The 13,329-nt window shown below is 62.2% G+C and carries 11 protein-coding genes; 6 read left to right on the top strand and 5 right to left on the bottom strand.

The genetic code is table 11. The annotated features are described in order from the left end of the window. Positions 1–13: 13 nt before the first annotated feature. Positions 14–1,480: an ATP-dependent RNA helicase RhlB gene (gene rhlB, locus CRN80_RS02620; RefSeq protein WP_098949512.1), complete on the bottom strand. Its 1,467-nt coding sequence runs from the start codon at positions 1,478–1,480 to the stop codon at positions 14–16. Positions 1,481–1,575: 95 nt separating this feature from the next. Further along, entirely contained in the window at positions 1,576–2,232 is a 657-nt protein-coding gene (locus tag CRN80_RS02615; RefSeq protein WP_098949511.1) for an alpha/beta hydrolase, read from the bottom strand. Positions 2,233–2,578: 346 nt separating this feature from the next. Here CRN80_RS02615 and CRN80_RS02610 point away from each other — a divergent pair, with 346 nt between their 5' ends. The 6 genes from CRN80_RS02610 to CRN80_RS02585 all read left to right on the top strand — a co-directional run bounded on the left by CRN80_RS02610 (position 2,579) and on the right by CRN80_RS02585 (position 9,027). Next, positions 2,579–3,610: an amino acid ABC transporter substrate-binding protein gene (locus tag CRN80_RS02610; protein ID WP_057701502.1), complete on the top strand. Its 1,032-nt coding sequence runs from the start codon at positions 2,579–2,581 to the stop codon at positions 3,608–3,610. 72 nt (positions 3,611–3,682) lie between these two features. Beyond that, positions 3,683–4,864, top strand: a complete 1,182-nt coding sequence (locus CRN80_RS02605; protein WP_098949510.1) for an amino acid ABC transporter permease — start codon at positions 3,683–3,685, stop codon at positions 4,862–4,864. Between the two features lie 10 nt (positions 4,865–4,874). Continuing rightward, a complete protein-coding gene (locus CRN80_RS02600) occupies positions 4,875–5,972 on the top strand; it encodes an amino acid ABC transporter permease (protein ID WP_003188758.1) in 1,098 nt (365 codons plus the stop codon). 10 nt (positions 5,973–5,982) lie between these two features. Continuing rightward, positions 5,983–6,747, top strand: a complete 765-nt coding sequence (locus CRN80_RS02595; protein ID WP_003188759.1) for an amino acid ABC transporter ATP-binding protein — start codon at positions 5,983–5,985, stop codon at positions 6,745–6,747. Between the two features lie 365 nt (positions 6,748–7,112). Continuing rightward, on the top strand, positions 7,113–7,772 hold the full coding sequence (locus tag CRN80_RS02590; protein ID WP_098949509.1) for a FadR/GntR family transcriptional regulator: 660 nt from the start codon (positions 7,113–7,115) through the stop codon (positions 7,770–7,772). After that, entirely contained in the window at positions 7,762–9,027 is a 1,266-nt protein-coding gene (locus CRN80_RS02585) for a CynX/NimT family MFS transporter (protein ID WP_098949508.1), read from the top strand. The genes CRN80_RS02590 and CRN80_RS02585 overlap by 11 nt, the downstream gene beginning before the upstream one ends. Here CRN80_RS02585 and CRN80_RS02580 read toward each other — a convergent pair. From CRN80_RS02580 to CRN80_RS02570, 3 genes are read right to left on the bottom strand one after another with little or no spacing between them, the layout of a single operon-like run. After that, positions 9,024–9,668 (bottom strand): DUF1120 domain-containing protein, encoded by a 645-nt coding sequence (locus tag CRN80_RS02580; protein WP_032893461.1) that lies wholly within the window; start codon positions 9,666–9,668, stop codon positions 9,024–9,026. The two genes, CRN80_RS02585 and CRN80_RS02580, sit on opposite strands and share 4 nt — an antisense overlap. A gap of 23 nt (positions 9,669–9,691) precedes the next feature. Next, positions 9,692–10,831 carry a DUF1120 domain-containing protein gene (locus tag CRN80_RS02575; RefSeq protein ID WP_169918528.1) on the bottom strand — a complete coding sequence of 380 codons (1,140 nt, stop codon included), beginning with the start codon at positions 10,829–10,831 and terminating at the stop codon, positions 9,692–9,694. Positions 10,832–10,842: 11 nt separating this feature from the next. Further along, positions 10,843–13,278 (bottom strand): fimbria/pilus outer membrane usher protein, encoded by a 2,436-nt coding sequence (locus CRN80_RS02570; protein WP_178081017.1) that lies wholly within the window; start codon positions 13,276–13,278, stop codon positions 10,843–10,845. Positions 13,279–13,329: the final 51 nt, after the last annotated feature.

Here is a 13,329-nt window from a genome sequence, read left to right as displayed (position 1 = left end):
CATTGACTCGCGCTTAAGGCCGCTTGCGCTCCACCGCCCGCAACAAATGCGTCGGCGGCGTCTCACAGCTGATCTTGCGCCCCAGCAACGTCTCGATGGACGGGAGCTGGTACGAGTCATCTTCGCCTGCAAAGCTGATCGACACACCCGCAGCCCCCGCACGCCCGGTACGGCCGATGCGGTGTACGTAGTCGTCCGGCACTTCCGGCAGGGTGAAGTTGATCACGTGGCTGATGCCGTCGATGTGAATACCACGACCGGCCACGTCGGTGGCTACCAGCACGCGGATCTTGCCTTCACGGAAGCCTTCCAGGGTCTTGATGCGCTTGTGCTGCGGCACGTCGCCCGACAGTTGCGCGGCGTTGACGCCGTCGCGCACCAGGCGTTCTTCGATGCGGCGCACCTCGTCCTTGCGGTTGGCGAACACCATTACGCGCTCCCAGCCGTTATCGTTGACCAGGTTGTAGAGCAGCTTGTACTTGTCGGCACCGGCGACGGCGTAGATATGCTGCTCGACGTTTTCGCTGGCGACGTTGAGTGCTTCGATCTCGACGATGGACGGGTCTGTGGTCCACTGCTTGGCGAGGTTCATCACGTCTTCGGTGAAGGTCGCGGAGAACAGCAGTGTCTGGCGCTCGGTTTTCGGCGGGGTCTGGCGAATGATCTGGCGTACTTGTGGGATAAAGCCCATGTCGAGCATGCGGTCGGCTTCGTCCAGCACCATCACTTCGACCATGTCCAGGTGCACGTCGCCGCGCTGGTTGAAGTCGAGCAGGCGGCCCGGGGTGGCGACGAGGATGTCGCAATGGCGGGCTTCAAGGTGCTTGAGCTGCTTGTCGAAGTCCATGCCACCCACGAACGTCATGACGTTGAGGCCGGTGTACTTGGTCAGGTCGGCGGCGTCCTTGGCGATCTGCACCACCAGTTCACGGGTCGGCGCGATGATCAGCGCACGCGGTTCACCCATGTAGCGCTCTTTGGGCGGCGGCGTTTGCAGCAGTTGGGTGATGATCGAGATCAGGAACGCGGCGGTCTTGCCGGTGCCGGTCTGGGCGCGGCCGATGGCGTCTTTGCCCGCGAGGGTGAAGCCCAGCACTTGCGCCTGGATCGGCGTGCAGTACGGGAAACCCAGGTCCTGGATGGCGTGCATCAGTTCCGGGGCCAGTTTGAAATCGTGGAAGCGGGTCTTGCCTTCCTGAGGTTCGACGACGAAGTCTTCGAGCTTCCATGGGGCCACGGGCGGCTTGGGCGCACGTTCGCGACGGGGCTTGGCCACAGGCATCGGGGCCGGCTCGGCAGGCTTTACCTGTTCAGGCGGCGTCACCGTGGTTGTGTTCGGTGAGGCGGCGGGCGCGTTCCGGCCGGGCTGTTGACCGTCATTGCGGTTGCCGGGCTTGGGGGCAGGTGCACTGGGAACAGGCGCGAGCGGCTCAGCCTCGCTTTTGCCGAACATCTTCTTGAGTGCTTTGAGCACGGTCATCTCATTAATTGATTAAGGAATGTACGCCGGCCAGTGTAATGCAAGAATCGGGCGCGGCGTAGTGCGTCTGTCATACGGCTACATAAACACGGGGTTCAGCGCAGGCGTTCAGTCAGCCAGGTGCCGATATCGTGTATCTCTTGGGGTAACACTTCGTGGCCCATTGGGTATTCCTGCCATGTCACGGTGACACCACGGCCCTTCAAATGCTCGTAGGCGCTGCGGCCCATGGTGTTTTGCACCACTTCATCGTACTGGCCGTGCAGGCACAACGTCGGAATACGCTGCTGGCTGGCGGATAACTCCAGTTCATTATCGAAGGTTGGCGCATAGGTGGAGAGGGCGATCACACCGCCCAAGGGTCCCTCCCATTTCTTGAACGCGGTGTGGAAAACCACCGCGCCACCTTGAGAAAAACCGGCGAGGAAAATTCGCGAAGTGTCTATTCCGGTTCTCTGTTGTGTCTCGATCAGGTCTGTGACCATTTTTGCCGACGTTTCCAGTTCTTCCAGGCTGATCGAACGGGCCGGGCTCATGGCCTTGATGTCGTACCAGCTCGGCATCTCGTAGCCGCCATTAATCGTCACCGGGCGGGTGGGCGCTTGCGGCAAAACAAAGCGGGTGCTCAGCAAGGTTTCCTGCAGGGCTTCAGCCACCGGCAGGAAGTCATAGCGATCGGCGCCCAGGCCATGCAGCCAGATAACGCAGGCGTCTGCGGGCTTGGCAGGCTGAAGAATCAAGGGTTCGGTCATGTTTGCTCCATAGATGTGCGGGCGCTCCGATTAGGTGCGTCGGAACGGTGCGCGACAGGTTGATCTGTTAAGAGAATGTCGCAAGGCTGAATCTTTTGCCATTGAACCGCAGTTGCAGCCACTCGGCCAAGACTCTGGTACGCGCCTTGCTATGTGTATCTCGATGTCAGAACTCTCCTAGGACGGTAACACTATCAGTGACTGCCGCTCGTGGGAAAGCAACTGGAATTACCGCAAAAACCTCATGCTGCTTGGCCCCAAAAAAAACCAACACGGGTCGATATCGCCTCATAAGGGTGCGCTGAGGTTGGAGCTCCGACACAACAAGAGCAATTGGAGGTTTGTAATGAAGGTATTGAAATCCACCCTGGCCATCGTCACTGCGGCGGCTGTACTGGGTGTCAGTGGTTTTGCCCAGGCGGGCGCCACCCTGGACGCCGTGCAGAAGAAAGGCTTCGTGCAGTGCGGTGTGAGTGACGGCCTGCCGGGTTTCTCGGTGCCGGATGCCAGCGGCAAGATCCTCGGGATCGACGCTGACTATTGCCGCGCTGTGGCGGCTGCCGTGTTTGGCGATGCCACCAAGGTCAAGTTCAGCCAGTTGAACGCCAAGGAGCGTTTCACCGCGCTTCAGTCAGGCGAAGTCGACATCTTGTCGCGCAACACCACCATGACCAGCTCCCGCGACGCGGGCATGGGCCTGAAATTCCCGGGCTTCATTACCTACTACGACGGCATCGGCTTCCTGGTGAACAACAAGCTGGGCGTCAAGAGCGCCAAGGAACTGGACGGTGCAACCATCTGCATCCAGGCCGGTACCACCACCGAGCTGAACGTTTCCGACTACTTCCGCGCCAACAACCTCAAATACACCCCGATCACCTTCGACACCTCCGATGAAAGCGCCAAGTCGCTGGAGTCCGGGCGTTGCGACGTACTGACGTCCGACAAATCCCAGCTGTTCGCCCAGCGCAGCAAGCTGGCTTCGCCGAAAGACTACGTGGTGCTGCCGGAAACCATTTCCAAGGAGCCACTGGGCCCGGTCGTGCGTAATGGCGACGACGAGTGGCTGGCCATCGTGCGCTGGGTGGGCTACGCCATGCTCAACGCGGAAGAGGCCGGTGTGACCTCCAAAAACGTCGAAGCTGAAGCCAAGGCCACCAAGAACCCGGACGTTGCGCGTCTGCTCGGTGCCGACGGCGAATACGGCAAAGACCTGAAAGTGAAGAAGGACTGGGTAGTACAGATCGTCAAGCAAGTGGGTAACTACGGCGAGATGTTCGAGCGCAACCTGGGCAAGAGCACGCCATTGGAAATCGACCGTGGCCTGAACGCCCTGTGGAACAACGGCGGCATTCAATACGCACCCCCTGTGCGCTGATCGCTGATGGTTCTGTCACCCGGTAGGCCAACTGCCGGGTGATGTTCTGTTCCATTATTTTCGGGGCACTTCATGCAAAATCAAATCGGCGCACCCAAGCAGAAGCTCAGCTTCAGCGACCCCAAAGTGCGTGCGTGGCTGTTCCAGATCATCACGATCGTGGCAGTGGTCTCGCTGGGCTGGTACCTGTTCCATAACACCCAGACCAACCTGCAACACCGGGGCATCACCTCGGGTTTCGACTTTCTTGAGCGCAGTGCCGGCTTTGGCATCGCGCAGCACTTGATCGACTACACCGAATCGGACAGCTATGCCCGGGTGTTTGTGATCGGCCTGCTCAATACCTTGCTGGTGACCGTCATCGGTGTGGTGCTGGCAACGCTGCTTGGCTTCATCATCGGCGTGGCGCGCTTGTCGCCCAACTGGATGATCAACAAGCTGGCGACGGTGTACGTGGAGGTGTTCCGCAACATTCCGCCGCTGCTGCAAATCCTGTTCTGGTACTTCGCGGTGTTCCTGACCATGCCAGGGCCGCGCAACAGCCATAACTTCGGTGACACCTTCTTTGTCAGCAGCCGTGGCCTGAACATGCCGGCAGCGCTGGCGTCCGACGGGTTCTGGCCGTTTGTGGCCAGCCTGGCGGTCGCCATCGTTGCCATCGTGCTGATGACCCGCTGGGCCAACAAGCGCTTTGAAGCGACGGGGGTTCCTTTCCATAAATTCTGGGCGGGCCTGGCGCTGCTGGTGGTGATCCCGACGCTGTGCGTGTTGCTCTTCGGCACGCCGCTGCATTGGGAAATGCCCAAGCTTGCGGGCTTCAACTTTGTGGGTGGCTGGGTGCTGATCCCGGAACTGCTGGCGTTGACCTTGGCGCTGACGGTGTACACCGCGGCGTTCATTGCCGAGATCGTGCGCTCGGGCATCAAGTCCGTCAGCCATGGCCAGACCGAAGCGGCACGTTCGCTGGGCCTGCGCCCCGGGCCGACGCTGCGCAAGGTCATCATCCCGCAAGCGTTGCGCGTGATCATTCCGCCGCTGACCAGCCAATACCTGAACCTGGCGAAAAACTCGTCGTTGGCCGCCGGTATCGGTTATCCGGAAATGGTTTCGCTGTTTGCCGGCACGGTGCTCAACCAGACCGGCCAAGCCATTGAAGTCATTGCCATCACCATGAGCGTGTACCTGGCGATCAGCATCAGCATTTCCCTGCTGATGAACTGGTACAACAAGCGCATTGCGCTGATCGAGCGGTGAGGACACCCCCATGACTACGCATACGTTCAAACCTGACATGCCACCGCCGAGCAAAGTCTTCGGGCCGGTGGCCTGGATGCGCGCCAACTTGTTCTCGAGCTGGCTCAATACACTGCTGACCTTGCTGGCGATCTACCTGGTGTACCTGGTGGTGCCACCGATCCTGCACTGGGCCATCCTCGATGCCAACTGGGTGGGCACCACCCGCGCCGACTGCACCAAGGAGGGCGCCTGCTGGGTGTTTATCCAACAGCGCTTCGGGCAGTTCATGTATGGCTACTACCCCGTCGACCTGCGCTGGCGCGTGGACATGACGGTATGGCTGGCCATCGTCGGCGTGGCGCCGTTGTTCATCTCGCGTTTCCCACGCAAGGCGATCTACGGCCTGGGCTTTCTGGTGTTGTATCCGATCATTGCCTACTGCTTGCTGCACGGCGGCGTGTTTGGCCTGAGCAACGTGGCGACCAGCCAATGGGGCGGCCTGATGCTGACCCTGGTGATCGCCACGGTCGGCATCGCCGGCGCCTTGCCGCTGGGCATTGTGCTGGCGCTGGGACGGCGTTCGAACATGCCGGCCATTCGGGTGGTCTGCGTGACCTTCATCGAGTTCTGGCGCGGCGTGCCGTTGATCACCGTGCTGTTCATGTCGTCGGTGATGCTGCCGCTGTTTCTGCCCGAGGGCATGAACTTCGACAAGCTGCTGCGGGCGCTGATCGGTGTGATCCTGTTCCAGTCGGCCTATGTGGCCGAAGTGGTGCGCGGTGGTCTGCAGGCGATTCCCAAGGGGCAATACGAAGCCGCTGCGGCGATGGGCCTGGGCTACTGGCGCAGCATGGGCCTGGTGATTTTGCCGCAGGCCTTGAAGTTGGTGATCCCTGGGATCGTCAACACCTTCATTGCCCTGTTCAAGGACACCAGCCTTGTGATCATTATCGGCCTGTTCGACCTGCTCAACAGCGTCAAGCAAGCCGCCGCCGACCCCAAATGGCTGGGCATGGCCACTGAAGGCTACGTGTTCGCCGCTTTGGTGTTCTGGATTTTCTGTTTTGGTATGTCGCGCTATTCCATGCATCTGGAACGCAAGCTCGACACTGGCCACAAGCGTTAGGAGTTTTTTGATGAGCGAAGCAATCAAACAGCCTGTGAGCCCTGAAGGCATTATCCAGATGCAGGGCGTCAACAAGTGGTACGGCCAGTTCCACGTGTTGAAAGACATCAACCTCAACGTCAAGCAGGGCGAGCGCATCGTGCTGTGCGGCCCGTCGGGCTCGGGCAAGTCCACCACCATCCGCTGCCTCAACCGCCTGGAAGAACACCAGCAAGGCCGCATCGTGGTCGATGGCGTGGAGCTGACCAACGACCTCAAGCAGATCGAAGCGATCCGCCGTGAAGTCGGCATGGTGTTCCAGCACTTCAACCTGTTCCCGCATTTGACCATCCTGCAAAACTGCACGCTGGCGCCGATGTGGGTGCGCAAGATGCCCAAGCGCAAGGCCGAGGAAATCGCCATGCATTACCTGGAGCGCGTGCGCATTCCGGAGCAGGCCCACAAGTTTCCGGGTCAGCTTTCAGGTGGCCAGCAACAGCGCGTGGCGATTGCTCGCGCGCTGTGCATGAAGCCAAAAATCATGCTGTTCGATGAGCCGACGTCGGCGCTGGACCCGGAGATGGTGAAAGAGGTACTGGACACCATGATCGGCCTGGCCGAAGACGGCATGACCATGTTGTGCGTGACCCACGAAATGGGCTTTGCCCGCACCGTGGCCAACCGCGTGATCTTCATGGACAAGGGTGAGATCGTCGAGCAGGCGGCGCCGAATGACTTCTTTGACAACCCGCAGAATGAGCGGACCCGGTTGTTCTTGAGCCAGATACTGCATTGATGGAGCGTTAAAAAATAAACCCGGCCTGGTAGCCTAATGCCGTTCAGTCAAGGATTTTTGTAGGAGCGAGCTTGCTCGCGAGAAACTCACAGGCGCCGCGTTCAATCAGGAAACACGCGTTCTCGTTGACGTTTTTCGCGAGCAAGCTCGCTCCTACACGGCATGGTTCAGGAGGCTTGGGCCGCCATAAGGTTTTCTACTTTTCCATAAGACACCTGCGTCCAATAATTACCCTCTGAGGGTAATTTTCAATCGAAAATACTGCTCCTTTTCCTGCCTAAGAACCCTAGTGCGTTGCCTTTGTAGGCAACTCCGAATAGCCTGTAGGAAAATTCATCCTATGATTGGACGAAAGCGCAAATCCCATGACAGACATCGCCCCGCTGATCAAACGCTCCCTGGTTGACCAGGCCCTGGAGCAACTGCGCCGGCGCATTTCTCAGGGCGTATGGGCGATCGGCGAGCGCCTGCCCACCGAGCCCGAGTTGTCCGCCGAGCTGGGGATCAGCCGGAACACCGTGCGTGAAGCCATGCGGGTGTTGGCCTTTTCGGGCTTGATCGACATTCGCCAGGGCGACGGTAGCTATTTGCGCTCGATGACCGATCCGCTGGGCACGATGCGGGCGCTGTCTCATTGCACGCTGGAGCAAGCGCAGGAGACGCGTCAGATTCTGGAAGTGGAGGCCATCGGCCTTGCGGCATTGCGTCGTACCGAAGCGGACCTTACGGCATTGCGCAAGGCGCTCGCTCTCAGCGCCGAGCGGTATCACGGTGACCTGGAGGCCTATATCAGCGCCGACCTGGCGTTCCACCAGCACGTGGTGGACGCGGCGCACAACCCGGCCTTGAGCGAGCTGTACCACTATTTCTCCGCCATTGTCGGCGCGCAACTGCGCCAGACCCTGAACCGCTCACCGCGACGCCAGGCGGTGTTCGACCTGCATGGAGCGCTGCTCGATGCGGTGGAACAACAAGACCCGGACCGCGCCAAATCCCTCTGCCGGCAGTTGATCAATGAACCCTGAAGCCCCACGCAAGACCGAACTCGAAGAACTGTTGATCGACGCCGAAGCTGACGACGACAGCGTGCAGCAGGCGCCGCCGAGCGTGGTTCGGCCATGGCTGCTGTTGCTGGGCCTGGTGTTGGTGGCCTTGAACCTTCGCCCGGCCTTGTCGAGCCTGTCGCCGTTACTGTCAGAGGTTTCGAGCAGTTTGGGCTTGTCTGCCGCCAAGGCCGGTTTACTGACCACCTTGCCGGTGCTGTGCCTGGGCCTGTTCGCGCCCACCGCGCCGATGCTGGCGCGACGTTTCGGCGCCGAGCGCGTGGTGCTCGGTATCCTGCTGACCCTGGCCGGCGGGATCATCCTGCGCAGTTCGTTCGGTGAGGTGGGGCTGTTCCTCGGTAGCCTGGTTGCCGGGGCGAGCATTGGCATCATCGGCGTGTTGCTGCCGGGTATCGTCAAGCGCGATTTCGCCCGGCAGGCCGGGGCCATGACCGGTGTTTACACCATGGCGTTGTGCTTGGGCGCCGCCATGGCGGCTGGCGCCTCCGTACCTCTGAGCCACGCCTTTGGCGACAGTTGGAAAATCGGCCTGGGCTTCTGGATCCTGCCGGCCCTGGTGGCGGCCCTGGTCTGGTTGCCCCAGATTGGGCAGAAGCACGGAGCCCATCGTGTGGCCTATCGTGTAAAGGGTTTATTGCGCGATCCCCTGGCCTGGCAGGTCACCCTGTACATGGGTCTGCAATCGTCTCTGGCCTACATCGTGTTCGGCTGGTTGCCGTCGATCCTGATCGGCCGTGGCCTGAGCGCGACCGAAGCCGGGTTGGCGCTGTCGGGCTCGATCATCGTGCAACTGCTCAGCTCCCTGGCCGCACCGTGGCTGGCAACGCGCGGCAAGGACCAGCGCCTGGCGATTGTGGTGGTGATGCTGCTGACCCTCGGCGGGCTGTTCGGTTGCCTGTATGCACCGCTGGAGGGCCTGTGGGGTTGGGCGATTTTGCTCGGCCTGGGGCAGGGCGGTACCTTCAGCCTGGCACTGACCTTGATCGTGTTGCGCTCGCGCGATTCCCATGTGGCGGCCAACCTGTCGAGCATGGCCCAGGGCATCGGGTACACCCTGGCGTCGATGGGCCCGTTCGCGGTCGGCCTGGTGCATGACTGGACCGGCGGCTGGACGGCCATTGGCTGGATCTTCGCCGTGATCGGCCTGGGTGCCATCGTGGCCGGCCTGGGTGCCGGGCGTGCGCGCTATGTGCAGGTCACCAGCGAGAAGGTCTAGAGGTACACCACTTCCAGCGTGGCCGAGCCATCGAGCGGGGTTTCCACGCTCAGGTCCAGGTTCTGGCGGGCATTGATCACGGTCTGCACCGTGACATTGCCCCCCAGGGTACCGATGGCCGTGGGCCCACTGACGCTGCCCTCCACGTCGGTAAAGCCCAGGTAGCTTCGCGAGCCAATATCGATGGGGTTGAGATTGGAGGTGCGCCACGCCAGGCCACCGGTGGTGGACTCGGTGCCATAGACCTGCGCGGTGTTGCTGGCCTGGGTTTGCCGCGGGTCGAAGGTCATGGAGTAAACCCCCAGGCGGTTGCCGCTGCTATCAAACCCCAGCCCGTAGTAAATCTCGCTGTTGACCATGGCCGAACCGTCGCGGTTGTCGCGCATGCGAAGGGCGTAGCGGACGGGGCCATTGCAGGCGATGCCGACATGCAGCGTCTTCAAGGGCAGGCGCGTGGCGGTCTCCAGGTTCAGGTCTTGCTGGGCAACCTTGCCGTAGTCGATCAGGCCACCGCTGGAAAGCTGCGGCATGCAGGCGGCGGGGACGATCAGGCCGTGGACGCTCAGGTCTACCGTCGAGGCGGCCAGCACCGAGGGCGCGCAGGCCAGTGACAACAGGCTGGAAAGGATGCGGGTTTTCATGGGAGGGACTCCTTACAGGGGGCTCAGGGGTAGACGATTTCGAGCGTGCCGGAACCGTTGATGTGCACCACGTCACGCAAGTCCAGGGTTTGCATCGGCGCCAGGTACGTCTTGATGCGCATCGTGCCGGTCAGGGTCTGCAGGGCGACTGGCCCTGTGGTAACGCCGGTTTTGTCGCTAAAGCCCATGATGCTGTTGGCCGCCATGGGGATCTGCCGTGCGGTGGAACTGCTCCACGCCACGCCATTGCTGGTGGAGTCGGTGCGGTACAGCGTGGGGAGGGCATCGGCGCTGAATTCGGCCGGGTCGATGGTCAGATAAAAGCGCCCGATCTTGTTGCGGCTGGCATCCAGGTCCACTCCATAGGCCGTTTCATCGGTGCCGCCCGTGGCCGAACCGTCGCGGTTGTCCTTCATGCGCAGGGCGAAGCGGATGGGCGCGTCGCAGCTCACGTTCAGGCGCAAGGTGCGGGTGGGCAGCGGTGTTTCAGTGCTGGCGTTGAGGTCTTTGGCGTACAGGGTGCCGTAGTCCACCACGCCTTGGTCGGACAAGCTCGGCAGGCAGGCGATAGGCGCGAAGTGCGCGCGCAGTGTCAGTTCCCGATAGCGCCCGTGGCGCGCGCCGTACAACATGCCGGCGACTTCCCAGGTGGTCGCATCGCGTACTTGGGTGGCGGCAGGGTCGGCCCAGGCGCGCAGGGTCAATTGCAGCGCCAGGGTTTTTCCGTTGAGCACCACGCCCCGTTCCACCGGTGCGATGCCGTGGTCGGGTCGCCATTGCATGACGCTGCCGGTGGCTACGGGCGCCTGCCCCACGGCGGGCAGCACACCCAGCTCCACCGCGCGGCCGTCGAGCAGCGCATTCCCGACTTCAATGGCGTAGCTGCCGTGCTCGGTAAACTGCCAGCGCTGTGGGTTGGCAGCTTGCGCCCGGTAGAACAGGCTGAGGTCTTCGGCCTGGGGGCAACTGACGGTCACACTCAGTCGACGCTCGCCGAGCAGGCGTTGCGGTGCGCTGTCGTTCTGGGCCAGGCGGCTCATCAGGCTCAAATCCAGCAAGGGTTCACTGACGTTCAGTTGGCATTCTTCAAAAGCCTGGGCTGTGCCGGCGACGCCGACCAACAGCCCCAGGCACAGTTGACGCAAACAGCTTGCAAGGGGCATGGCGGGAATCCTCAAGGTGCGTGACAGCGTGCGGGGGCCGTTTCGAAGTACACCGAGGGGTCGGCTTTTTCCGGCAGCGAATAACGCAATTGGCAACGACTGCCCTGGGGCGTAGTTATCCACAGCGTCGATTGGCCCAGCACATTGGGTAGAAACACCTGGCTGCCTTCCTGCACCAGGGTGATGAACTCGCCGTCGGCACTGCTGACCGAGGCACCCGCCGGCAGCGGCGCGCCCTGGTCGTTGCTGACGGTGAGCAGCAGGCGGCGGGTCAGGCCGACACCGAACTCGACGCGGTCCACGGCGCCACGGCCGGCCGAAATCATGGCCAGGCCATTGTTGATATCGGCATTGCGCGGCAATGAACGCGTTTGCACTTCCACCGGGCTGCGCCCGTAGGCGGCGACCTGCGGCACCACTGCCTGGCCTTGCCAGTCGGTCCACACCGGGCCGCTGGGGGTGCTGAGCTTGATGCCGCTCATGTCGCCGACCGACACCAGCGCGAAGGTGTCGCGCACCGGGTAGGGGGAAAAGGTCACGCCGTCGCCATGCAGCACCACACCGCCGCGCGCACCGCCTTGATAGCTGGAACGCTCGGCGTCGGAGCGGCTGTAGCTGACATCCAGCTGGCTGTAGCGTGGCAGCGCGGAGATGCCCAGGGTGGTTTCCACTTGATGGTCGCTGCTGTCGTGTTCGGCGCTGACGCGGTAGCTGAGTTGGTCGTCGATCTGTTCGGTGAGGCCCAGGCCGGTGCGGTTTTCGCCGCCGGAATTGCGCACCCAGCTGCGCAGCCGACGACTCTCGCCCAGCGGTACGCTGATATTCAGGTACACCGCGTTGTCCTGCTGCTGGTCGCCGCCCATTTGCCATTCGGCGCTGGCCGACAACGACACCGCACCGATGCTCGTGCCCCAGGAGGCCAGCGCCCGGCTGCTGCTGTCACCGGCAAAATTGGCCGAGCGCGAAACCCCGGCGCTGAACGCTCCCAGACGTGGATGGGACCAGCCCAGGTTGAGGCTTTGCTGGTCGCGGTAGCGCGAATCCCGGTTGTTGTCGTCGCGCGCGTAAGTGCTTTCTTCAAGTTCGCGATAGCCGATGCTGCGCCAGGAATTGGCGGCGCTGATCGACCACTGCTCACCCAGGCGCTGGGACCACGACAGATCGGTCTGTACGCCGGAGACTTTTTCTTGCGCCTGGCTGTTGGACACTTGCGTGGACAGTTGGATCTGACTGTCCAGCCACGGCAACCAGCCCAGGCTGGCGCCCACCGAGCGGTATTGACTGGCCGCCAGCACGCCCGTGCCGAGGGTCAATTGCGGGTGCAAGGTGCCGGTCCAGCCGCCACTGACTACCCACGGATCCTCGCCTTTGGCATCGCCCACATTACGCACTCGGCCCGCTGCCACGGAGTAACCCGGGGCTGGTAACCCGAGCCCGAGCATGGCCGCTGGCACGGTGAAGCGTCGTTCAGCGCCGACGCTTTCCTTGACCGTGACTTCAACGTCCGAGCGGGTGTTCAAGCGACGCACATCGGTGAGGGTAAAGGGCCCGGCGGGCACCACGGTGGAATGAATCAACGCGCCGTTCTGGCGAACCTCTACCTGGGCCGGGCTGTTGGCGATGCCCTGGATCAGCGCGCCCTGGCCCTGTTCTTGAAGGGCGTGCTCGGTGAGCACTTGCACGCCGGTGATCTGCGCGCCGGACAGCACCGGGTTGTACAGGTTGATTTGCCCGGCTTGCAGCACCGTCTGGTGGCTGGCGAAGGTACGTTGGGCATAGGCTTCCAGGTGGGTGCTGCGTGACAGGCCATCCTGCCAGGTCTGCACTTGGCGGCTGCGCACGTTCCAGTCGCCGGCATTGAACCCCACCTCGGTATTGGCCGAGCCAAACCGGCTGGCGTCATCGCCGAAGCGGTTGTAGAAGCCGCTGAGGTCGTAGTTGAGCAGCCCGGCAAAGCCGCCGGTTTCGTAGCCGGAGATATCCTGCTGCACGGGGCGCAGGGCGTCGGTGGGCACCACCAGCGACACCGTCAGTGTCGACGGGTCTGGCTCCACAAGGGTTTGCGGGTAGCGCGCAAGAAAATCATCGCAGCCCTCGATTTCACCGAGCGGCAGCAGATTGGCGGCGTCCAGCAAGGCGCGGTCAAAGCACAGCTTGCCTTGCTGATCGAAGTTCACCGCCAGCCGGCCACGGCGCTGGCCGTTGACGCGCAGGTTGACGGTGTGTTGCCCGGCCGCGTAACGCGGTGCGGAGAGCAACAGGCTGGCCAGCTGTGGGTCGATACCACGTTGTTGCAAGGTCTGGGCATCGAAGCTGGACGGGCTGGAAACTTCGGCGCACACCTTGGCCGGTATGAGCGCACACAGCAGCAACGCCAGCACCAGGGCAGGGCTGGCAGAGGGAGCGGGCACGGCTTCGCCGTCACGGTAACTCAATACTGTTTTCACGCAAGGTACTCGAGTAGTGAACGCACAGGCCTTGTGGGCCGGGCGTTCTGG

Source organism: Pseudomonas sp. FDAARGOS_380, from assembly GCF_002591235.1.
In the GTDB taxonomy this organism is placed as follows: Bacteria; Pseudomonadota; Gammaproteobacteria; order Pseudomonadales; family Pseudomonadaceae; genus Aquipseudomonas; species Aquipseudomonas salmasensis.
The sequence above is the reverse complement of the archived record's forward strand: the minus strand, read 5'-3'. Positions and strand labels throughout refer to the sequence as shown.